Raw genomic sequence first — 20454 nt, forward strand, 5'->3', positions numbered from 1 at the left:
TGTCTGTTTACAGCTTGATGTCAAAGCCGATGGTTTCGCGCACCAGTTTGCCCATGTAGGCCTTGGCGTCCACCTGTTCGGTGGAAAAGGCGTCGCTGAGACTGGGAATCGGCAAGATGATCGGCAGATCGCGCCCGCGCATGATCCGGGCGGTGCTGGTGGCCGGGTCGGCAATCAGGCCGGTGTCCACCGCCACCAGACCGTAGCGGCCGCTGACGATCAGATCTTCGAGCTTGGCCTGGGCGTCAGCCGGGGTGGCCTCCACGACCTGTGCCCCAGCCAGACGGTAGCCGGTGGCGGTCTCGTTGTCGGCCAGCACCACGATTCTCTGGCTGGTCCCGGTGGTTGCTTTTGCAGTCGCCTGGGTCATGCTTGCGCCACCTCCTGACGAATCTGCTCGCTGGGCACGTTGTAGAACTTGCCGCGCCCGATGAGACGGAGCTTGGCGATTTCCTGTTCCTTGCGGCGCAGGTAATCAATGGCCACGCCCACGCCCAGCGGATCGCCCGCCGCGGCGTTGCGGGCCGCGTTGTCGAGCACGTCGCGCGCGGCGCGTTCGGCCTCGGCAGGCCCCGCTGCTTCCAGAATCGGGGCCATCTCACCCGCACCGCTGGGGTCACCCTCGGTGAGGCGAGCAAAGGTTCCCGCGTCGATGTTGCGCCCGCCTTCCACGAACAGGGCCGGGTTGGCTCCTGAACCCCGCAGCGAGCGCGAGGTCAGCGCATTGGTGACGTCCACTTCCTGCGACAAATACCGACGTAGTGAGGTGTTTCGCGAGACCCGCAGCGCGTAGCGGTAATACGCCTGATCGAGCGCGACTTCCAGATCGAGCAGCTTGTTACTGGCGCTGTAGGCCGAAACACCCTCGCGGAAGGCCGGAGCCAGCGGATGACCGGTGAGGGTCAGCGCAGTGGCCGCCGCCGAGAGGTCGCCGCCCTGCAAGGCGGTCTGCAAGGTGGTCATCGGAATGGTGCCGCCGGGAATCAGGCTGGCCGAGAGCTGCTCGCCGCTGCGCCCGCTGGTCAGGCCACGGGCAATCGACTTGAGGTTGACCAGGTCCCACTTTTGCAGCAGCACGCCGATCTCGGTTTTGGCGTCGCCGTCGGCCAGCCGGTAAACTTTCTCCACATTTTCGAAGAAGTTCTTGGACAATCCCTGGTCGAGTTCCGGCAGACCCGCGCCCTGAGCCGTTGCCGCCGCGAGGTCGCCCGACAGCTCGGACTCGCTCAACAGCCGCAGGAATTCGGGGTAGCTCTGCGCGCCGAGCGCGGCGTCGAGCGCCCGCTCACCCAGCAGCTGGGTCCGCATCATTTTAATGCGGGCATTGATGTAGCCGTAATCGTCGGCCATAGCGCCCTCCTCAGCTCTCCGAGAGCAGGCGGCTGACCTGCGGGGCCAGCGAGTCGCGCAGTCTCTCCAGACGGCCTTGCAGGGTATTGGTGACACCGCTCTTGCCGCCGTTGGCGACCACCCGCACGCCGCCCTGCACCGCGTAGTTCTCGCGGATTTCCAGATCGGTGACGAGTTCGCGGGCCACGTGGGCTTCGTTCGGGTGAACCTCAATTGCCTCGGCGTTGGGCACCACAGCACGGGCCTCAGCGATCAGCCGCGAGAGAATGTCCCTGTACTCGGGCGCGCGGGTCACGGCCAGCAGTTCGTGCTGGGCCGTCTGAAAGGCCCGGCTCATGCCGCTCTCGCCCGCGTTGAGCCGCGAGGCGCTGCGCTCCAGATCCGCCGAGGAGCGCGCGCGGGTCAAAGACGCCTGCATCTGGGTTTCCAGCGCCCGGGTGCGGCTCTCGATCAGGGTCTGGGCCTGTTCTTGCGCGCCCCGGACGATGGCTCCAGCGCGGTCACGCGCCTCAGCGCGGATGCGCTCGATCTCCGACTGCGCCTCGTTTTCGAGCAGTTTATCGAGCGCCATCGCTTAGATCTTGCCTGAGAGGATGAAGAAACCCACCAGACCAAAGATCACCAGGGTTTCGGGGATAGCGAACCACAGGAGCATCAGGCCCAGTCGGCCCGGGTTCTCGGCGGTCACACCCGCAGCGGCAGCACCGATCCGGCCCTGCGCGAGGCCGGTACCGATGGCTCCCAGGCCCAGGGCCAGGCCTGCGCCGACGGCAATCAAACCGCCGTTGGCGTTGGCAGCGGTGGTCGCCGGGGCCGCAGCTTCCTGAGCAAAGCCGGTGCTGGCGAGGGCGAAGACGAGGGCAGCGAGGGCGATCTTGTTGGTCTTGGTCATGCGGTTACTCCTTTGAGTGGGGGTCATCTGGAACGGGGCGGAAAGATCGAAGGTCATTTCTTGCTGAGGCTGGCCGGCGAAAGGCGGCGCAGCGGGTTGTACGGCACGCCGGACTCGTTGTGGTAGCCGGTGGGCGTCAGGAATTCGACGAAGTGCAAACGGATCGGCTGCAAGACGTGACCGATGATGGTGATCGCCAGCGCGAAGGCGTGAACCAGCAAGGCCAGCACCACCCCGACGATGATGCCGAGGATACCGATCTTCTCGTACAGGCCCCAGCCCAGATCGGTGGCGAGGTTGGCGAGAATGGCTCCGGCCACGCCGACGGCGAACAGACGGGCGAAGCTGATGATGTTGCCGCCCTGCGAGAGAATCTCGATGATCATCAGGAAGACGCGCGACATGATCATGCCCAGCAGGAACACCGCGAAGCCGATGTACATGACGATCAGCAACGGACTGCTGAAGTCCTTGTAGATGGCGGCGTTGACCAGTTGGTTGCCGCCCTTGGACAGAAAGCCCAGGCTGATCAGCCCGACGAGACCGCCGAGCATGCCGATGGCTTCCCAGAGGTGGTTCTTGTCGCCGTGACGGCTGGCGAGTTGCACCCGGATCAGCCAGGCCCACAGCACCATGGCCATGCCGATCAGCAAGGTGCTGATGAGCGCGGTGTTGGTGAAATAAGAAGCCAGACGCGGGAAGACAATTGGCAAGAGACCGCTTTCCTGTTCGCCGGGCACAGTAATGCCCCAGATGCTCTGAATCCAGGCATGGTTGACATAGAAGATGTGGAGGTGCTCGGCCAGATTGCCGAAGAACTCGCCGGTGAGGAATCCCCAGAAAATGGCCCAGGTGCTCATGGTGCGAATAATCACGCCGAGCTTGCCCATCACGTCGGGCGAGAGGTACGAGTTCATGGCGGCGAGATTGACGCCCTCGCCCCGCTTGGCCTTGGTCGCAAACCAGGTGCCGACAATAAAGAACAGCAACCCGTAGCCGATGTCGGCAATGATGAAGCCGAAAAACAGCGGGAAGAAAAACGAGATGATACCAGTGGGATCGAAGTTGCCGTAGCGCGGCAGCGGCAACATCCCCAGAATCAGCTCAAAATTCTTGCTGTAGGGTGTGTTCTTGAGTTCGACCGGAACGCTGGCGGTGTGGTGCGAGTCGAGCGGGTGCAACTCGTAACTCACGGCGTCGCCGAAACGGTCGAGCGCCGACTTGAGGCCATAAATCCGGTCATCGGGCACGAAGCCCTGCATCACCAGGCTGTACTTGCCGCGCGCGCTCATGCCCTGCACGTCGTGAATGGCGACCTGATCGCTCAGGGCGTCGCGCACGGCGAACAGTGTGGGGCCGAAGCGCTCAGCCAGGCTGACCCGCTCGCGCTCCAGGGCGTCACGCTGGGACGCGCCCTCGCGCTGAATGCGGCTCAGCTCGGCATCGACGTCGCTGATCGGCTGGCCGTCGAAGCGGCCCGGCAATCTTAGCTCGCCCAGCCGGGCCTTGCCGAGAGCGGCGCGGGCCGCGTCACGGTCGATGCCGAGGGTCGCCACCGCACCCACGAAGCCGCTGGCTGAAAGCGGGCGGGTTGCCACCTCGAAACGCCCGTCGAGGCTGCCCTGCAAGGCGGCCTGAAGTGCGCCGAGGTCCTCTGGCTTCTGGTAAAGGAACGGCACCAGGCTGACCCGGCGGCTGCGATCTAAGCCGCCGGACAGTTCGCTGAGCGCCTTGACGGCGGGGCCATAGGTGCGCGCCACATCCAGATCGCCGTCGAGCGCCTGCCGACGCCGCGACAGCTCGGCGGCGGGACCAGCGACCTCTTCGAGCAGGGCGGGCCACTGCGTCTCAGCCGGGGCGCTGCCTGGCACGCGCCGCACCGCGCCGAGTTCGGTGAGGGTGGTTTCGGCGCGGGCCAGCAGCCGCTCGCTCTCACGCCGGAACTCGGCATCCTCGCCGGTCAGCGGGCCAGCGCTCAGCACACCGCTGCCCTGCACCGGCACCAGGTGCAGCACGCCCACGTCCTGAAGCGCCTCGATCACGTCACGGCTGCCGCGTTTGCGGGTCGCGATGACGATCTGCTGCATGGTGTTGATCACGGCAGCACCGCCCGCAAGATGGTTTCCACCGCCTGCCCCATCTTGGCGTTCGAGCAGGTGTGGATCGTCAGCACCTCCTCCTTGGCCTGGGCCTGGGCCTCGGCATGAATGCGCTGCGACTCGGCCTCCATCTCCTGCTCGCGCTGGGCGGTGAGCGCTTTGATCTGCTCCCCGGCTTCCCGCAAAATGCGCGCGGCTTGAGCTTCGGCGGCCTCAATCTCACGCGCGGCGTCCTGGCGGGCCGACTCGATTTGTGCATCGAGCGCCTGCTCACGACTGGCAAGTTCACTTAAAACCCGACTTGAGGCGTCCAAATCTTCCCTCCTTCTTGTGGTGCGGTTCGTGGCACATGACCCCCCGCCCCCTGGAGTGGCTGCGGTGAGGTCAGACATGCATTGATCTGGCCCGACTTCCTTGAACTGTCAAGCTCAGCGAAAATCTTATCACAGCGTCCCCAGCCACTTTTAAGGACATCAATCCCGGTTTGGGAGCGGGGGTGTCGTTGGCCTCAGTCCAAAAAGATAACAGCCACATGAAGGCCCCGGCAAGCTGCGCCGGGACCGGAGGTCAGGAATTGGATTACGGAGGAGAAACTGGCAGGAACTTCAGTCGCCGCCGATCATCACCGGGGCGCTGAGGCCCGACTCGGACTCGGCGTAGCCCTGCTCGCTATGCGAGGAGATGTCGATGCCGCTGATCTCCTGGCCCGGCGTGACACGCAGCGCCGTAACCAGCCCCACCAATTTCAGCAGGATGAAGCTGCCGACGCCGCAGAAGACCACCGTAAACAGCACCGCCTCGGTCTGAATCAGCAGCTGCTCGCCCACGGGCTTGCCCTGCCCGGTGGTCCAGGCCAGTGCGCCAGTCAGCAAAGCTCCCACGATGCCCGCCACGCCGTGGCAGGCGAACACATCAAGGGCGTCGTCAGCCCGCAGCGACTGCTTGAACTGCACGACCCAGAAGCTGGCGGTGGCTCCGGCGATGCCGACGACCAGCGAGGCCCAGGGCGAGACGAAGCCGCAGGCCGGGGTGATGGCAACCAAACCGACAACCAGGCCGGTGGCCGCGCCGACGGCAGTGGGCTTGCCGCCGCGCACGCTTTCCCAGACCAGCCAGGTGAGCATGGCAGCGGCGGTGGCGACGCAGGTAGTCATGAAGGCCAGGGCCGCCGACTGGTTGGCGCCCAGGGCGCTGCCCGCGTTGAAGCCGATCCAGCCGAACCACAGGATCGCCGCGCCCAGCAGCACGAACGGCACGTTGTGCGGCACGTGGGCGGTGCGGCCATGCCCGATACGCGGCCCCAGCACGAAGGCGGCGACCAGGGCGCTGACCCCCGCTGCGATGTGAATGACGGTGCCGCCTGCGAAATCCAGCGCCCCGCGCACGCCCAGCCAGCCGCCGCCCCAGACCATATGGGCCAGCGGCGAATAGATCAGCAGGCTCCACAGCCCGCCGAACAGCAAGAAGGCCCCAAAGCGCATGCGCTCGACCACCGCGCCGGAGATCAGCGCCAGGGCAATGACGGCGAACATGGCCTGAAACGCCGCGAAGACGTAGGAGGGGATGGTGCCGTTGACCGCATTGTCCAGACCATTGAAGCCTGCCGCACTCAAGTTGCCGAAGAAGGCGTTGCCCGGTGCGAAGGCGATGCTGTAGCCGCCCAGCATCCACAGCACCAGCACGATGCCGATCGACACGAAGCTCATCATCATGGTGTTGAGGACACTCTGCGAGCGCGTCAGGCCGCCGTAGAAGAAGGCCAGGCCCGGCGTCATGAACAGCACCAATGCGGCGGCCACGATCATCCAGGCGGTATCACCGGTGTTGAAGGCGGGGGCCTTGGCGGCCTGGGCCAGCGCCGCGCCCGCGCCGAGCAAGGTCAGCAGCGGCAGCGAGCGCCTGAGCAGAGGTGGAGTCAGCAGCATGATTCTCCTTTCAAAGGGTGGCCCGTAGGCCGGGAAGCGGCGGTGCGGCGAAGAAGGACAGAGGAAACAGAAGAGAGCGGCGTCACGAGACCGGCGCGAGCTTCTTTTCGTTGATGGGGGTCAGGGCGCTGTTGTCTTCCTCGCCGGTGCGGATACGAATCACCCGTTCGAGCGGCTGCACGAAAATCTTGCCGTCACCGACCTCACCGGTGCGCGCGCTTTTGCAGATGGCCTCGATGGCGGCGTCCACGAACGGCTCGCTGACGGCCATTTTGACCTCCACCTTGTCTCTGAACTCCACCATCACGCGGGTGCCCCGGTAGTGCTCGATGATCTCCTGCTCGCCGCCGTGCCCGCTGACCCGGCTGAGCGTCAGGCCGCTGATGCCCGCCTGAAACAGCGCTTCCTTGACCTGCTGCACCCGTTCGGGCCGTATCACTGCGGTAATCAGTTTCATGCCGCTCCTTCAAGTCTGTTGGCCTGGTGCACCGGGAAACGAGGGGGTGGGGACCGGTTTGGCAACCCAACTTAAAAGCAGGTTAAGGGCAGATGTGCAGACTGTCAACGCCAAAATGGCCAGATGTCCAGATAGCTACGAACAATCTGTATTACTTAGATAGCTAAATAGCATTTTATGGAGTCAGAATTGCAGAGTGTCTACTTTTTTGATCACGCCCTGAAAGTGACTCTTGCGGGGCGCTGGCCGTTTTCCCGTGGCAACATGTCGAAGCCGGTCGGCGCTGGGCGCCGACCGGCTTCGAAGGATCGTTTGTGGTACAGCTCAGTCCAATGACTCCAGCTCTGACACGGCTGCGGCACGGTTCGGACCAGAACCCGACGACTCGGGAGCGGGCGACTGGGGAGCAGGTACCTCGGGAGTGGGCGGTTTGGGCCGCAGATCGGTGCTGTTGTAGGCGGCCTGGGTTTCTTTGGGACCCGCCGTGATCCACTTGAGGGCCGCCAGCACGCCGAGCCTCACCAGTTCGTCCAGGGTGGGCTGCTCAGCCTCCGTCCACTTGCTCAGCACCCAGTCGGCGGGGTCGCGGCCTGCAGGCGGACGCGAGATGCCCAGTTTGAGGCGGGCAAACTGCTCGGTGCCCAGCACCCGGATGATGTCGCGCACCCCGTTCTGACCGCCGTGCCGCCCGCCGACGCGCAGCCGCAGCAGCCCGAAGGGACTGTCGAGGTCGTCCTGCATGACCAGTAGGGCGTCGGGGCTGAGTTTATAGAACTGCATCGGCGGCAATACGGCCTTGCCGGACGCGTTCATGAAGGTCTGCGGCTTGACGACAATGACCTTCTCGCCGACGACCCGGAACTCGGCCTGCTCGGCGTGGTCACCGGAGCGCCAGCCCACGCCCTGTTGACGCACGAGTTCGTCGGCCACCCGCCAGCCGATGTTGTGGCGGGTCTGGGCGTACTGCAAGCCGGGATTGCCCAGGGCCACGATCAGCTTCATACGCCCAGGCTCGGCTCAGGCGACATGACCGTCCAGCACCTGACGCACCTGCGCCTCGGCGGCCTGCACCTGGGGGTCATGTCTGGCCCGCTGATAGCCGCTGCGAAACTCGGCGAAACGGGTGTCGGCACTGCTCAGCAGCAGGCCGTACGCTTGGCTCGCGTCGGTAAACTGCCGCTCGGTCAGCACCACATTTTTCTGGTCGATCACCTCGTCTAACGTGGACATCAGGCCCGAGAGCGGACGCAGCCACTGAAAGGCCGGGTCGCCGGTCACCAGATTGAAGAAGGTGTACGGCGAGGCAATCGGGCCGTGCATGAATTCGTATTCGCTCTTGGCGACAGCGAGCAGGGCCGAGTGAAACTGACGCAGGGCGGCGGCCAGGTCATCCAGGCGGGCACGGACGGGTTCGGCAGTCATGCCCAGCAGTGTGCCACACGCTGACCAAGCGCGGCCAGCCGGACGCACCCGCTTGGCTTTTAACCTTCAGTTGGAAAAGCAATAGCGAGGGTAGCCGACGTCGTGAACAGGCAGTCGTCGTGGGCAGCACGCGTGTAGAGCGGCTTCGCAGCGCTGCGGGTTCCTTCGAGAACGCCCGCCCGCTCAGGTTCGTCTCCGCCTCATTCTCGATGCCTGGCAGGCGCTAGCTTGAAGGCATGTTGCGCTACCGGATCTTTTCAGCCGACGACTTCGTGGCCCTTGAGGCGCTTGACCTGGACGTGCAGCGCCGCCTCGACCCCACGTTCGATACGCTTGAGGAGCGCGAGCGCGAGGGGCGGCTGCGCACGTCGCTGCCCGCGCTGAAATTCTTCGAGCGCAGCGAACACAGTTTTGTGGCCGAGGAGGATGGGAAGGTTCTGGGGCTGCTGCTGGCCCAACCGGTATGGCAGGGTGATAGGCCGGTGGTGCTGGTGGTGCAGGTGCTGCTGGCCCACGACGCGCCGCCCGAAACGGCCAGCGGGCTGCTGCACGCCTGCGTCAAGAGCGCCTACGACACCGCCGTCTACGAGGTGCATTTTCCGCTGACGCCGGAACTCGAAGCCGCCGCCCACACCGAGGAAGCGCATGTGCTGGGCCGCTACGCGGTGCGCCACCTGGGCAGCCGCCACGCCAGCGCCCCCGGCGAACGCCTGACGCCCCCCCCGACGGCCCCCAATGTACCGAACACTTGAAAGGCGAAAAACAGGTAGGCAGCCGCGTTGATCAACCTTCACAATAAAAGAATGGTCAGGGAGGAAAGGAAATGACACAAGCAACCAACAAGGCCCGCGTGCTGATCGGCGTGCGCGGTATGGACAAGGAAGCGGGCGAGCGCATCTCGAAGGTGCTGCTCAGCATGCCCGGCGTAACCCAGGCCCAGCCGGACCAGGCCCAGATCGCGGTGCAGTACGACCCCACGGCCCTCACCGTGATGGATCTGCTGCGGGCCATTCGCAAGCAGGGCTTTCTGGCCGGGATGCTCTGAGGCTCCGGTGAGCCTGGGCTACATCGGCAGCCTGACCCTGCGCCTGGAAATGCCCTGGGTCAGCAACCTCAAGGAAAAGCGCGCGCTGGTGCGGCCCGTCGTCGAGCGGCTCAAGGCCCGCTTTCCGGTGACGGTGGCCCGCCTCGACGGTCTGGACGCCCACGACTGGGAAATCATCGGGGTGGTGACGGTCAGCAACGACCACCAGTGGGTCGAGGAGACGTTGCAACTCGCCGCCGACTTCGTGGTTGCCCAGGGCGAATACCGGGTGACCAGTGAGGAGCGGGGCATCGTACCGATTGAAGACGTGATGGACTGAGGGGCGCGGTCCGGAGTCAGGCAAAGTTTGCCACTGACCTCAGTCCACCCGTCAAGAACCTCCAGAGACCTTCCAGCCTCCTGCACCCACGTGGTGCTGGGGGCCATTTTTCCGGAGCGCCGTTTCCTTAAGGCCCGTTGTCCTGGGGTGTATCTTTGCGCGCGCCGCCGCCTTGCTACAATCCCGGCTATCAGTGGAAGTGGTTCCAGCCCCACCGCGACGCGCACGTTAGAGCGCGAGGGGCGACGCTTCCAGTCAAGGAGACTGCATGAGTATTTCCCGTTCCAGTGGCGTTTTGTTGCACCCCACCAGCCTGCCCGGCCCTTACGGCATCGGTGAACTCGGCGAGGAGGCCCGGCGCTGGGTCGACTGGCTCTCGGCTGCCGGGCAGCACTACTGGCAAGTCATGCCGCTCGGCCCCACCGGCTACGGCGACAGCCCCTACCAGGCGTTCTCGGCCTTCGCGGGCAACCCCTATCTGGTGTGCCTCGATACCCTGCGCGAGCAGGAATTGTTACTCGACGTGGACTTTGACGCCGTGCCGGACTTCGGCAAGGACCGGGTGGATTTCGGCTTGCAGTACATCTGGCGCAACCAGATGCTCAGCCGGGCCTTCTCACACTTCGAGGCGGGCCGGGCCGAGGGCGAGATGGGCGAACTCGACGCCGAGTTCGGCACCTTCAAGGCCAGCGAGCAGCACTGGCTGGAAGACTACGCCCTGTTCATGGCGCTGAAAAACGAGCAGGGCGGCTTGCCCTGGAACACCTGGCCGCTGCCGATTCGCAGACGCGAGGCTGGGGCCATGACCGAGGCCCGCACCCGGTTGAACCGCGAAATCGAGCGCTACTCCTTCCAGCAGTTCCTGTTTTTCCAGCAGTGGACGGCCATTCGCAGTTATGCCGCCGACCAGGGTGTGCAGGTCATCGGCGACATTCCCATTTTCGTGGCGATGGATTCCTCGGACGCCTGGGCCAACCCCGAGCAGTTCTTCTTTGACGACGAGGGCCAGCCAACGGTGGTGGCGGGCGTGCCGCCGGACTACTTCAGCGACACCGGCCAGCTGTGGGGCAATCCGCTCTATGACTGGGACGCCATGCAGAAAGACAAATTCCGGTGGTGGATTCGCCGCTTTCAGGCCAGCCTGAAACTCTACGATTTGATCCGGGTCGACCACTTCCGGGGGTTTGCCGGGTACTGGGAAATTCCGTACCCCGCTGAGACGGCCATGATCGGCGAGTGGAAGCCCGCACTGGGCCATCCGATGTTCAAGGCCGTGCAGGAAGCGCTGGGCGACCTCCCGATCATCGCCGAGGACCTGGGCGTCATCACGCCGGACGTGGAAGCGCTGCGCGACGACTACGGCCTGCCGGGCATGGCGGTGCTGCAATTCGCCTTCGGCGGCGGCGACTTCGCCGTGAACGCCTTCCTGCCGCACAACCTCAAAGAAAACCAGGTCGTCTACACCGGCACCCACGACAACGACACCACGCGCGGCTGGTGGCGCAACGCGGGCGAGGACGAGCGTCATACCTTCCGGGTGTATACCCACAGCGACCCCAGCGAGGAGGATTTCGCCTGGATGCTGACCGAGATCGCCTTCGGGTCGAAAGCCAACCTGGCGGTGGTGCCGCTGCAAGACCTGCTCAACCTGGGCAGTGAGGACCGCATGAACCTGCCGGGCAGCACCGGCCCCGAGAACTGGACCTGGCGCTACCGCAGCGGCGTGGTGACTCACGAACTGGCCGGACAGCTCCGCGACCTGACCGAGCGGACCGGGCGCAAAATCTAGAGCGAAAAGTCGTGGGCGTTCGTTCAGAGTCAGGTGGGCCGTTTGCTCTACCCTGACGGCATGAAACTCTACACCCGCACCGGCGACGGCGGCCAGACCGGACTCTACGGCGCAGACCGCGTGAGCAAAGCCCACCCCCGCGTGGAGGCCTACGGCACGGTGGACGAACTCAATAGCGTGCTGGGCCTGGCGCGCGCCCACAACGCCCGCTCTCACACGCCGCAGGCCGACGCGGAAACCGATCTCGAATACCTGCAAAACGCCCTGTTCGACCTGGGCGCCGACCTCGCCACCCGCCAGGACAGTCCCTACGCCAAGAACATCGCCCGCATGGACGAGCAGGACGTGGCTTACCTGGAAACGGTGATCGACCGCTACCAGGACGGCGTGGCCCCGCTGACGCACTTCATTCACCCCAGCGGCACACCCGTGGGAGCCAGCCTACACGTGGCCCGCAGCGTGACGAGGCGGGCCGAGCGCGATGTGCTGCGGCTGATGGACGTGGAGGAAGCCAACCTTCAGGCCCAGATCTACCTCAACCGGGTTTCGGATCTGCTGTTCGTGATGGCCCGCGCCGTGAACGCCCGCGCTGGGCTAAGCGAGGAAGCCTGGAAGGTCAAGCCGAGGCGCAAGGCGGCGGAGTAAGAGCCGAGCGCTTACTCCACCAGCACGATCTCCAGTCGCCTCGGGCCGTGAACGCCCTCCACACGGCTGAGTTCGATGTCGCTCGTCGCGCTCGGCCCGCTGATCCAGGTCAGAGGCCGCCCAGCTTCCACTGCCGCTTGCAAAGCAGCCACCGCCTGCGGCACGCTCTCGACGACCTGCTCGGAGCGCACCACGCAGATGTGCCGGTCCGGAATCAGGGTCAGCGCCCGCCGCCCCTGGCCGGGACCGTGATCAAGAACAACGGTGCCGGTTTCAGCAATAGCGACGGCGCAGGTGGTCAGCACAGCGTCGTAGGCGGCGAGGTCGGCGTGGGTGGCCTGCGGTTTGCGGGGCGTGAGTTGTAGGAGAACCTGAGCGGGAAACCCCTCGGGAACCAGCACGTTCTGTGCGGCCAGCAACTTGGTGAGGAGAGCAGCCAGCTCAGCTTCGGAAACGCGGTGAACCTCGGCGCGGTACTCGGCGGCGTACTCGGCAAACTGGGCCACGATCTCGGCGTGGGGGCGGACAGAAGCAGGAACGGCGGTTCGCTCAACCTGGGGCCTCTCCCCCGCTGCGGTTGCCCGGTTGATGCGGGTCAGAATCTCCAGACGGGCCTCGTTACCCATGTTGGCCTTCTTCGCGCCACAGTTCGCGGAAGGACTTGGCCGGAAAGGCGGGCAGGTTGCGCGAACTCGTCCAGCCGCCGAGCAGACCGGGGAGGGCGTGAATTGCGCCGTGCTGCACCAGTGGTCCCTGACCGATGCGGGCCAGTTTGAGCGCGCCCTCGAAGCGGAACGGCTCGTTGAAAATCCAGGCCGCCGTCTTCATAGCGATACTCTCCGCATTTGGTGTTTTGTGCGGCGTGATCTGTCCGCGCAGGTAAATCAGGATTTCGGGAATGTTGATCTTGACCGGGCAAGCGTCATAACAGGCCCCGCACAGACTGCTGGCCCAGGGCAGCGAGTTGGCGTTGTCGTCTTCCAGTTGCAGCAGTTGCGGCGTCAGAATCGCGCCGATGGGGCCGGGGTAGACGCTGCCGTAAGCGTGGCCGCCCGCCCGCTCGTACACTGGGCAGACGTTCAGACAGGCCGAACAGCGGATGCAGCGCAGGGTTTCCCGGCCCACTTTGTCGGCCAGCACGTCTGTACGCCCATTATCGAGCAGGACCAGATGGAATTCCTGCGGGCCGTCGCCGGGCGTCACGCCGCTCCAGAAACTGGTGTAGGGATTCATGCGCTCGGCGGTCGAACTGCGCGGCAGCAGTTGCATGAACGGCGCGATGTCGGCCCACTCGGGCAGCACCTTCTCGATGCCCATCACCGAGATCAGCACGTCCGGCAGGGTCAGGCACATCCGCCCGTTGCCCTCCGATTCCACGATGCAGACTGTTCCGGTGGCAGCAATGGCGAAATTCGCGCCGGAGACGGCCACCTTGGTGGTCAGGAATTTCTCTCTCAGGTACAGCCGAGCCGCCTCAGCCAGCACCTTCGGCTCGTCGGTGGGCAAGTCGGCACCGAGTTCGCGCCGGAACAGCTCACGGATCTCTGCCCGGTTCTTGTGAATGGCCGGAACGAGGATATGGCTGGGTGTGTCCCCAGCGAGTTGTACGATCAGCTCGGCCAGATCAGTCTCGACGGCGTGAATGCCCCGCGCTTCCAGCTCGGCGTTCAGCTCGATCTCGTCGCTACTGATGCTCTTGACCTTGATGATTTCCTTCGCGCCGTGCGCGGCGGCGAGGTCGGCCACGATACGGCGGGCTTCCTTCCCGTCCCGGGCCCAGTGCACCTGCCCGCCCCGCCGCTTCACGCTGGCCTCCAGCATCAGCAGGTGCTCGGCCAGGTCGGCCAGGGCGACATCCTTGAGCGCTGCGCCGCGTGTGCGAATCTCTTCCCAATCGGGCAGCTCAGCCACCGCCCGCAGGCGCTTTTCACGAATCGTGGTGGTGGCGTGCTTGAGGTTGCGCCGCATCTGGGTGTCCTGCAAGGTTTCGCGGGCCGCATCGGGAAACGGGCGCGGCGGGCGAATGCCTCCGGCGCTCACAGCAGGGCCTCCGCGCTGACCTGCATCGCGCCGATGGTTTCCGAGTTTCCAGCACCCATTGACTCGGTACTCGCCAGAATCTCGGCCAGATGCACCACGCCCGCGCCGCTCTGGAGGCGACTCAGGCCGCCGCCGATATGCATCAGGCAGGAGTTGTCGCCCGCCGTACACAACTCGGCCCCGGTGCCCAACACGTTCTGCACCTTGTCGGCCAGCATCGCCGTGCTGGTTTCCGGATTCTTGACGCTGAAGGTGCCGCCGAAGCCGCAGCACTGATCGCTGGCAGGCAGCTCAATCAAGGTCAGGCCGCGCACCTTACGCAGCAATTTCAGCGGCGCGTCGCCCACCCGCAGCAGCCGCGCCGCGTGGCAGGTCGGGTGGTAGGTGACGCGGTGCGGGTAGTACGCGCCGACATCCTCCACCCCCAGCACCCTGACCAGAAACTCGCTGAGTTCGTAGGTGCGCTTGCCCAGTTCGGTGACTTCTTGTAAAAGCCCGTCATCCCCGGCCCACTCCGCCGCCCTGGGGTAAAGATCGCGCACGAAGGCCACACAGGAACCGCTGGGGGCCACGATCACTTCCGAGTCGCGGAAATCGTTGACGAATTTGCGAATCAGCGGCAGGGCCTCTTTCTGGTAGCCAGTGTTGAAATGCATCTGGCCGCAGCAGGTCTGGGCCTCGTTAAAATGGACGGTGTGCCCCAGTCGCCGCAGCAGCCGCGCCGTCGCCAGCCCGGTCTGGGGAAACAGGGCGTCGTTGAGGCAGGTGATGAAGAGGTCTATGTTCATGATTGAACCGGAGCCGCATTTGGCGAGAAGGTCTGCAACTCGCACGAGTCTCGCACGGTGCGGCGCAAATCACTGGGGGCCAGGCCCGCCTGAATCAGCAGGTTGCCCATCAGGGTGGCCTCCACCGGGCCTGCGATCACGGTTTTGCCACTGGCATCGGCGATCAACTGGTTGAGCAGCGTGATCTGCGAGCCGCCGCCGACCACGTGCACGGTGTCGATCTGCTGGCCGCTGACTTCTTCCAACGTGCTGAGAATCTGGGCTGTCTTGAATGCCAGGCTGCCGAGGACGCAGCGGGTGATCTCGGCGGGGGTCTGGGGCGGGGTCTGGCCACTCTGGGCACACGCGGTCCGCACCCGCTCAGGCATATCCGCGCCGGGCGGCAGAAAGCGGGCGTCGTCAGGATTGATGGTTGGGCCGCGCTCGACTTCGGCGGCCTGAGCGTAGAGGTCGGCGTAGTCCAGCTTCCAGACCTCGTTGCACTGCTGGATGATCCACAGCCCCATCAGATTCTTGAGCAGGCGGGTGCGGCCGCCCACGCCCGCCTCATTGGTCAGGTTCTCGGCCAGGCTTCGCTCACTGATGATGGGCCGGGGCGTCTCGATGCCGACCAGGCTCCAGGTGCCGCTGGACACGTAGGCCCAGCGCTGGCCTTGCGCTGGAACCGCCGCCACTGCCGAGGCGGTGTCGTGGGTGGCGGGCAAGATCACTTGAACGCCGCTCAGCCCGGTTTCGCGCTCCACCTCCGGGGTTAGCTGGCCCAGCGCCGTGCCGGATTCCGCGATTTCCGGCAACAGTTGGGTGGGGATGCCCAGGCCGTCCAGCAACCCGGCGGCCCAGCCTCCAGTCTGAGGGTTGTAGAACTGCGTGCTGCTGGCGTTGGTGCGCTCGGTGACAGCCAACCCGCACAGCCAGAAGTGCAACAGATCGGGAATCATCAGTAACTTGTTGGCCCGCTCCAGTGTCTCAGGCGCTTCGGCGGCCAGCTGATAGAGCGTGTTGAACGGCAGAAACTGAATGCCGGTGTCGCTGTAGATGGCCTCATCGGAGAGCTGCGCCCGCACCCTCTCCATGACACCGCTGAGGCGCGAGCTGCGGTAATGGTGAACTTGACCGAGCAGGGTACCGCCTTGATCGATCAGGCCGTAATCCACCGCCCAGGAGTTGACGCCCACGCTGGCAATCTGACCGTGATTTGACGCCAGCTTAAGGCCGTGCAGAATCTCGCGCCACAGGCCCAGAATGTCCCAATAGAGCTGTCCGCGCACCGGGACGCCGCCGTTGGGAAAGCGATGAAGGATCTTGACCTGGAGCTTGCCGCCTTCGATGGTCCCCAGGGCAACCCGACCACTGGAGGCTCCCAGGTCAATGGCAATGTGGCGGGAGGAGCGGGAAGTCACCACGTGTCCTCAGCGCACATACGCCGTCGGCACCCCGCCGTCCACCGTGATCACGCCGCCGGTCGTTTTGGCGGCAGCGGGCGAGGTCAACCAGTAGGTCGCCTCGGCGATGTCCTCAGGCAGCACATTCACCTTGAGGGTGGTGCGGTTGCGGTAGAACTCTTCGAGCTTGTCGGGTTCAATGCCGTAGGTCGCCGCCCGCTCGGCCCGCCATTTGCCGTCCCAGATGCTGCTCCCGGCGAGGATGCCGTCGGGGAGCACCGAATTGACCCGGATGCCCGCAGCACCCCCCTCCTCGGCCAGACAGCGGGCCAGGTGCAACTCAGCGGCCTTGGCCGCGCTGTAAGCCGCCGCGTTCTTGCCCGCCGCCACCGAATTCTTGCTGCCGATGAACACCAGATTGCCGCCCGTGCCCTGCGATTTCATCAGCCGGAACGCCTCGCGGGCCACCAGAAAGTAACCGGTGGAGAGAATGCTCTGGTTGCGGTTCCACATCTCCAGCGAGGTGTCCTCGATCGGGGCGCTGGAAGCGATGCCCGCGTTGTTGACGGCAATGTCCACGCCGCCGTAGGTCAGCACGGCGTGGCGGTACGCGTGGATGACTTGCTCCTCCTCGGTCACATTCATGCCGACGCTGGTGGCGCGGCGGTAACCGCGCTGCTTGGTCACTTCTTCCGCCACCGTCTGGCCGCCGTCCGCGTTCAAGTCAGCGACGACGATATGCGCGCCGTCCGCCGCCAGCCGGTGGGCAATCGCCCGCCCGATACCGCTGGCCGCGCCCGTGATCAGCGCCACGTGGCCTTCCAGCGCTTTGGGCGCGGGTTTGAGGCTGAGTTTGTAGAGTTCCATCGGCCAGTATTCGATGGCGTAGCTCTCGGCCGCCGACAGGCTCACGAAGCCGCTGAGGCTGCTGGCCGACTTCATGACCTGAATGGCGCGGGTATACAGCTGACGCGAGACGTCGGCTCCCTGGGCGTCGGGACCGCTGGTCACCATGCCCAGCCCCGGAATCAGCACCACGCGCGGTGAGGGCGTGAACATCACGTCGCCCTCCGACTTGTTGGCGTCGAAGTAGGCGGCGTACTCGGTCTTGAAGCGCTGTACGCCGTCCTGTACTGCGGCTTTGAGGCCGTCAAGTCCTTGCTCCGGCGTCCAGGCGAGGTACAGCGGCACCCGCTTGGTGTGCACGAGATGATCCGGGCAGGCCGCGCCCACCTGCGAGAGTCCAGCAGCGGCATTGGAGTTGACGAATTCCAGAATGTTCGGCGAGGTGTCCACGTCCAGAATCACCGGACGCGCTCCTTTCATCGCGCCGCGCAGCAGCGGCAGCACCGCTGTCAGCAGCGCATTTCTCTGATCGTCCGGCACGCTCTGAACCTTCGCACCGCCGAACGGCTGGGCCTCGGCATGGGCGTCGAGGTAGGCCTGGGCCTCACCGATGATCTGCAAGGTCTTCTCATAACTCGCTTTGGACGTGTCGCCCCAGGTGACCAGACCGTGCTTGCCCATCACGACAGCTTCCAGCTTGGGATTGCCGCGCACCGCTGCGCCGATCTGCTGCGATAAGGTAAAGCCGGGCCGGATGTAGTCCACCCAGGCGGCCCTGTCGCCGTAGATCTCGCGCATCACGTCGGGGCCGTTGGGTGTGCAGGCGATGGCAATGAGGGCGTCGGGGTGGGTGTGGTCGACGTGTTTGGCCGGAACGAAGGCGTGCAGCAGCGTCTCGATGCTCTGGCGCGGGCGGCCCACCTTGAAGGCGGTACGGTCGAGGTAAGCCGTCATCTCCTCGTCGGTCATCTCGGCGCGGTCGAACAGGGGCAGCACCTCGTCGAGCTTGAGTCCAGCAAAGCCTGCTGGGGTGATGGTGGCGATGTCCGACCCCGACCCCTTGACCCACAGCACCGTCACGTCGCGGCCCAGGTGGTCTTTCTCCACGCTCTTGGTGCTGGTGTTGCCGCCGTAGATATTGACCAGGGTGCGGTCCGAGCCGAGCAGGTTGGAGCGGTAGGAAAGCGAGGTGAGGCCGTCCGAGTTGGGCGCGTCGGCGTCGTTCCAGCGGTTTTCGATCAGGGTTGAACGCGGCTGGGTGTCGGTCATAAGGCTCCTTGCAGATTGGGTTTTAGAACGTGGGTGATGGCACAGACCAGCGGGTTAGCTTCTGACTTGTTCCTTGACCGGATAGCCGCCGCCGCCGGTCTGGATGCCGCGCTCACGAGCAACTTTTTCCTGATAACCGCCCGCCCGGTGCGCCTGAATCGGCTCAGGGTTGAGGCCCATTTCGGCGCGGAGTTCCATCAAGAGTGGGCGCACGTCGGTCTTGAAAGCGTCCATCATCACGCGGTGGGCGGCCAGCACATCACCCTGGCCCTGCGCTTCTTTCAGCAGGTCCCGGTCGATCAGCAGCGCCTTGGCGTAGGCTTCCTGGCAATTCAGCACACTTTGCAGCATGGCTTCCACCTTCGGCTCGATGTTGTGACTCTGGTCGATCATGTAAGCCAGGTTCTGGGCGGTGCGGCAGGTCAGGTCGTCGGCTGATTGCGCGGCGAAGACCAGCTCAGCGTAAATGCAGAACAGCTCGAACGGGTTGGACGTGCCCACGATCAGGTCGTCGTCGCCGTAGCGGCGGGCGTTGAAGTGGAATCCCCCCAGCCGCCCCTCGTCGAGCAGAAAAGACACGATCTGCTCGATGTTGACGCCCTGTGCGTGGTGCCCGAGATCGACCAGCACCTGGGCCTTGTCGCCGATAGCGAGGCAGTGGGCATACGACGCGCCCCAGTCGAACAGATCGGTGGCGTAGAAGGCCGGTTCGAACAGCTTGTACTCGATGAGCATCCGTGTGCCTTCGGGCAGGGCGTCGTGAACGCGCTTCAGAGCTGCGCGCATCCGGTGCTTTCTGGCGCGCAGATCGTCCTGCCCGGCGTAGTTGGTGCCGTCGGCAAACCACAGTGAGAGGTCGCGGCTGCCGGTCTTCTTCATCACCTCAACACAATCGAGCAGATGCGCGATGGCCTGTTCGCGCACCGCTTCATCCGGATTGGTGACGCTGCCGAGCCGGTAGGCCTCGTCCTGAAAGACATTGGGATTGATTGCGCCGAGGGTCAGGCCGCGCTGGGCCGCGTACCTGACCAGCTCACCGTAGTCCTCGACCTCGTCCCAGGGGATGTGCAGCGCCACGCCGGGCGCGATACCGGTCAGGCGCTGGACCTCGGCAGCGTCGTCGAGCTTCTCCCAGATGTCGCGGGCCGCACCGGGAGCGGCGAAGGTCTTGAAGCGGGTGCCAGAGTTGCCGTAGCCCCACGAGGGGGTCTCAATGCGCTGGCTTTTGAGAGCTTGCAGGAGATCGGGAGTCAGGCGGGCGGGGGTCATGTGGCTCCTTTGGGCAGGGAAGCGGAAATGAGATCGGGTCTGATGGGCTGACTCAAGGGCTTTCTTATCACTCGGCCACGATCAGCTGAATGTCGTCCTCATCGAGCTGGCGGCGCAGGTCGGGCGTCGGCTCGGCCTCGGTGATCAGGGTGTTGATATCGGCGTGGGTGGCAATCGTCGCCAGCGCCCGGCGGCCCAGCTTGCTGCTGTCGAGCAGCGCCACCACGCTGCTGCCGCTGCGAATCAGGGCCTGCTTGGCTCCGACTTCCGGCAGGTGCGGGTCGGTGAACCCTGCCCCCGGCGCGTAGCCCTTGGCCGAAAAAAACACCAGGTCGGGATGAAGGCGCTGCATGGCGTCGGTGAAAAACGCCCCGACGAACGAGCGGGCAGGGGCATGAAAGTTCCCGCCGACCATCAGAAATGGCACGCCAGCGGCGGAAAGGACGTTGGCAGCGTCGAGGCTACAGGCGATGGCCTGCACCTTGCGGGCGGGCAGCAAGCGGGCCAGCGCCAGCGAGGTCGTGCTGGCGTCAAGCGCCAACGTGTCACCGTCGTGGATCAGGCCCAGGGCTGCTCTGGCGATGCGCTCCTTGGCGTCCACGTTCTGCGCGGCCCGCATCGACTGCGAGAGTTCCTCGCTGGTCTTGTCGAGCAGTTGCGCGCCGCCGTGAACCCGCAGCAGCTTACCCTGCTCGCACAGCGCATCGAGGTCGCGGCGCACCGTCATTTCATGTACGCCAAACTCGGCGGCCAGATCCTTGATCCGCACCACCTTCTCGCTCAGGGCGCGGCGCAGGATGTCTTGCTGCCTCCCCGGCAAGGGAGCCACATTGTCGCTTGGCATAGTCATATCCTAACATCAAAGGCACAAAAAATAACAAGCTCTTGCAATCTTTTGTGAAGTGGTGTTGAATGGG

Annotated in this window: 22 protein-coding genes; 5 read left to right on the top strand and 17 right to left on the bottom strand. The window is 64.9% G+C overall.

What is annotated here, in order from left to right; translation table 11 throughout:
* Positions 1-7: 7 nt before the first annotated feature.
* The 10 genes from GUI70_RS01200 to GUI70_RS01245 form a co-directional block, all read right to left on the bottom strand.
* Complete coding sequence (locus GUI70_RS01200) at positions 8-370, bottom strand: V-type ATP synthase subunit F (protein ID WP_161880440.1); 363 nt, start codon at positions 368-370, stop codon at positions 8-10.
* Positions 367-1350 (bottom strand): V-type ATPase subunit, encoded by a 984-nt coding sequence (locus tag GUI70_RS01205; protein ID WP_161880441.1) that lies wholly within the window; start codon positions 1348-1350, stop codon positions 367-369. The genes GUI70_RS01200 and GUI70_RS01205 overlap by 4 nt, the downstream gene beginning before the upstream one ends.
* Positions 1351-1360: 10 nt before the next feature.
* Entirely contained in the window at positions 1361-1921 is a 561-nt protein-coding gene (locus GUI70_RS01210) for a V-type ATP synthase subunit E (protein WP_161880442.1), read from the bottom strand.
* A 3-nt stretch (positions 1922-1924) separates the two neighbouring features.
* Positions 1925-2242: an ATP synthase subunit C-like protein gene (locus tag GUI70_RS01215; RefSeq protein WP_161880443.1), complete on the bottom strand. Its 318-nt coding sequence runs from the start codon at positions 2240-2242 to the stop codon at positions 1925-1927.
* A 53-nt stretch (positions 2243-2295) separates the two neighbouring features.
* Complete coding sequence (locus GUI70_RS01220) at positions 2296-4341, bottom strand: V-type ATP synthase subunit I (protein WP_161880444.1); 2046 nt, start codon at positions 4339-4341, stop codon at positions 2296-2298.
* Positions 4338-4655 carry a V-type ATPase subunit subunit G family protein gene (locus tag GUI70_RS01225; protein ID WP_161880445.1) on the bottom strand — a complete coding sequence of 106 codons (318 nt, stop codon included), beginning with the start codon at positions 4653-4655 and terminating at the stop codon, positions 4338-4340. Before GUI70_RS01225 ends, GUI70_RS01220 begins: the two co-directional genes overlap by 4 nt.
* A 291-nt stretch (positions 4656-4946) precedes the next feature.
* Positions 4947-6266, bottom strand: a complete 1320-nt coding sequence (locus tag GUI70_RS01230) for an ammonium transporter (protein WP_161880446.1) — start codon at positions 6264-6266, stop codon at positions 4947-4949.
* Positions 6267-6348: 82 nt separating this feature from the next.
* Positions 6349-6723 carry a P-II family nitrogen regulator gene (locus GUI70_RS01235; RefSeq protein ID WP_161880447.1) on the bottom strand — a complete coding sequence of 125 codons (375 nt, stop codon included), beginning with the start codon at positions 6721-6723 and terminating at the stop codon, positions 6349-6351.
* A gap of 324 nt (positions 6724-7047) precedes the next feature.
* Entirely contained in the window at positions 7048-7725 is a 678-nt protein-coding gene (gene pth / locus GUI70_RS01240; protein WP_161880448.1) for an aminoacyl-tRNA hydrolase, read from the bottom strand.
* 15 nt (positions 7726-7740) lie between these two features.
* Positions 7741-8145, bottom strand: coding sequence for a hypothetical protein (locus GUI70_RS01245; RefSeq protein ID WP_161880449.1), 405 nt, complete (start codon positions 8143-8145; stop codon positions 7741-7743).
* Positions 8146-8381: 236 nt separating this feature from the next.
* On the opposite strand from GUI70_RS01245, the gene GUI70_RS01250 reads away from it, so the two are divergent.
* From GUI70_RS01250 to GUI70_RS01270, 5 genes are all read left to right on the top strand, one after another.
* Positions 8382-8897, top strand: coding sequence for a DUF1999 domain-containing protein (locus tag GUI70_RS01250; RefSeq protein WP_161880450.1), 516 nt, complete (start codon positions 8382-8384; stop codon positions 8895-8897).
* Between the two features lie 71 nt (positions 8898-8968).
* Positions 8969-9190, top strand: a complete 222-nt coding sequence (locus GUI70_RS01255) for a heavy-metal-associated domain-containing protein (protein ID WP_161880451.1) — start codon at positions 8969-8971, stop codon at positions 9188-9190.
* 7 nt (positions 9191-9197) lie between these two features.
* Complete coding sequence (locus tag GUI70_RS01260) at positions 9198-9509, top strand: DUF503 domain-containing protein (RefSeq protein WP_161880452.1); 312 nt, start codon at positions 9198-9200, stop codon at positions 9507-9509.
* Positions 9510-9777: 268 nt separating this feature from the next.
* Positions 9778-11298, top strand: a complete 1521-nt coding sequence (gene malQ, locus GUI70_RS01265; protein ID WP_161880453.1) for a 4-alpha-glucanotransferase — start codon at positions 9778-9780, stop codon at positions 11296-11298.
* Between the two features lie 60 nt (positions 11299-11358).
* The gene (locus tag GUI70_RS01270) at positions 11359-11943 is read left to right on the top strand and encodes a cob(I)yrinic acid a,c-diamide adenosyltransferase (protein WP_161880454.1); all 585 of its coding nucleotides are present in this window, start codon (positions 11359-11361) and stop codon (positions 11941-11943) included.
* A gap of 11 nt (positions 11944-11954) precedes the next feature.
* On the opposite strand, the gene GUI70_RS01275 is transcribed toward GUI70_RS01270, so the two are convergent.
* The 7 genes from GUI70_RS01275 to GUI70_RS01305 form a co-directional block, all read right to left on the bottom strand.
* Complete coding sequence (locus tag GUI70_RS01275; RefSeq protein ID WP_161880455.1) at positions 11955-12569, bottom strand: LutC/YkgG family protein; 615 nt, start codon at positions 12567-12569, stop codon at positions 11955-11957.
* Positions 12562-13983: a lactate utilization protein B gene (locus tag GUI70_RS01280; protein ID WP_202630356.1), complete on the bottom strand. Its 1422-nt coding sequence runs from the start codon at positions 13981-13983 to the stop codon at positions 12562-12564. The genes GUI70_RS01275 and GUI70_RS01280 overlap by 8 nt, the downstream gene beginning before the upstream one ends.
* The gene (locus GUI70_RS01285) at positions 13980-14771 is read right to left on the bottom strand and encodes a (Fe-S)-binding protein (RefSeq protein WP_161880456.1); all 792 of its coding nucleotides are present in this window, start codon (positions 14769-14771) and stop codon (positions 13980-13982) included. The genes GUI70_RS01280 and GUI70_RS01285 overlap by 4 nt, the downstream gene beginning before the upstream one ends.
* On the bottom strand, positions 14768-16171 hold the full coding sequence (locus GUI70_RS01290) for a rhamnulokinase (protein ID WP_237724622.1): 1404 nt from the start codon (positions 16169-16171) through the stop codon (positions 14768-14770). Before GUI70_RS01290 ends, GUI70_RS01285 begins: the two co-directional genes overlap by 4 nt.
* Before the next feature lie 9 nt (positions 16172-16180).
* Entirely contained in the window at positions 16181-18268 is a 2088-nt protein-coding gene (locus GUI70_RS01295; protein ID WP_161880458.1) for a bifunctional aldolase/short-chain dehydrogenase, read from the bottom strand.
* 54 nt (positions 18269-18322) lie between these two features.
* A complete protein-coding gene (gene rhaI / locus GUI70_RS01300; RefSeq protein WP_237724623.1) occupies positions 18323-19537 on the bottom strand; it encodes an L-rhamnose isomerase in 1215 nt (404 codons plus the stop codon).
* Between the two features lie 67 nt (positions 19538-19604).
* A complete protein-coding gene (locus tag GUI70_RS01305; RefSeq protein ID WP_161880459.1) occupies positions 19605-20381 on the bottom strand; it encodes a DeoR/GlpR family DNA-binding transcription regulator in 777 nt (258 codons plus the stop codon).
* Positions 20382-20454: the final 73 nt, after the last annotated feature.

The sequence above is a fragment of the Deinococcus alpinitundrae genome, from assembly GCF_009982895.1.
In the GTDB taxonomy this organism is placed as follows: Bacteria; Deinococcota; Deinococci; order Deinococcales; family Deinococcaceae; genus Deinococcus; species Deinococcus alpinitundrae.

Coding starts and splice junctions, on each gene's coding strand:
- GUI70_RS01200 (WP_161880440.1), bottom strand. CDS start 370: ATGACCCAGGCGACTGCAAAAGCAACCACCGGGACCAGCCAGAGAATC.
- GUI70_RS01205 (WP_161880441.1), bottom strand. CDS start 1,350: ATGGCCGACGATTACGGCTACATCAATGCCCGCATTAAAATGATGCGG.
- GUI70_RS01210 (WP_161880442.1), bottom strand. CDS start 1,921: ATGGCGCTCGATAAACTGCTCGAAAACGAGGCGCAGTCGGAGATCGAG.
- GUI70_RS01215 (WP_161880443.1), bottom strand. CDS start 2,242: ATGACCAAGACCAACAAGATCGCCCTCGCTGCCCTCGTCTTCGCCCTC.
- GUI70_RS01230 (WP_161880446.1), bottom strand. CDS start 6,266: ATGCTGCTGACTCCACCTCTGCTCAGGCGCTCGCTGCCGCTGCTGACC.
- GUI70_RS01235 (WP_161880447.1), bottom strand. CDS start 6,723: ATGAAACTGATTACCGCAGTGATACGGCCCGAACGGGTGCAGCAGGTC.
- pth (WP_161880448.1), bottom strand. CDS start 7,725: ATGAAGCTGATCGTGGCCCTGGGCAATCCCGGCTTGCAGTACGCCCAG.
- GUI70_RS01245 (WP_161880449.1), bottom strand. CDS start 8,145: ATGACTGCCGAACCCGTCCGTGCCCGCCTGGATGACCTGGCCGCCGCC.
- GUI70_RS01250 (WP_161880450.1), top strand. CDS start 8,382: ATGTTGCGCTACCGGATCTTTTCAGCCGACGACTTCGTGGCCCTTGAG.
- GUI70_RS01255 (WP_161880451.1), top strand. CDS start 8,969: ATGACACAAGCAACCAACAAGGCCCGCGTGCTGATCGGCGTGCGCGGT.
- malQ (WP_161880453.1), top strand. CDS start 9,778: ATGAGTATTTCCCGTTCCAGTGGCGTTTTGTTGCACCCCACCAGCCTG.
- GUI70_RS01270 (WP_161880454.1), top strand. CDS start 11,359: ATGAAACTCTACACCCGCACCGGCGACGGCGGCCAGACCGGACTCTAC.
- GUI70_RS01275 (WP_161880455.1), bottom strand. CDS start 12,569: ATGGGTAACGAGGCCCGTCTGGAGATTCTGACCCGCATCAACCGGGCA.
- GUI70_RS01285 (WP_161880456.1), bottom strand. CDS start 14,771: ATGAACATAGACCTCTTCATCACCTGCCTCAACGACGCCCTGTTTCCC.
- GUI70_RS01295 (WP_161880458.1), bottom strand. CDS start 18,268: ATGACCGACACCCAGCCGCGTTCAACCCTGATCGAAAACCGCTGGAAC.
- rhaI (WP_237724623.1), bottom strand. CDS start 19,537: ATGACCCCCGCCCGCCTGACTCCCGATCTCCTGCAAGCTCTCAAAAGC.
- GUI70_RS01305 (WP_161880459.1), bottom strand. CDS start 20,381: ATGCCAAGCGACAATGTGGCTCCCTTGCCGGGGAGGCAGCAAGACATC.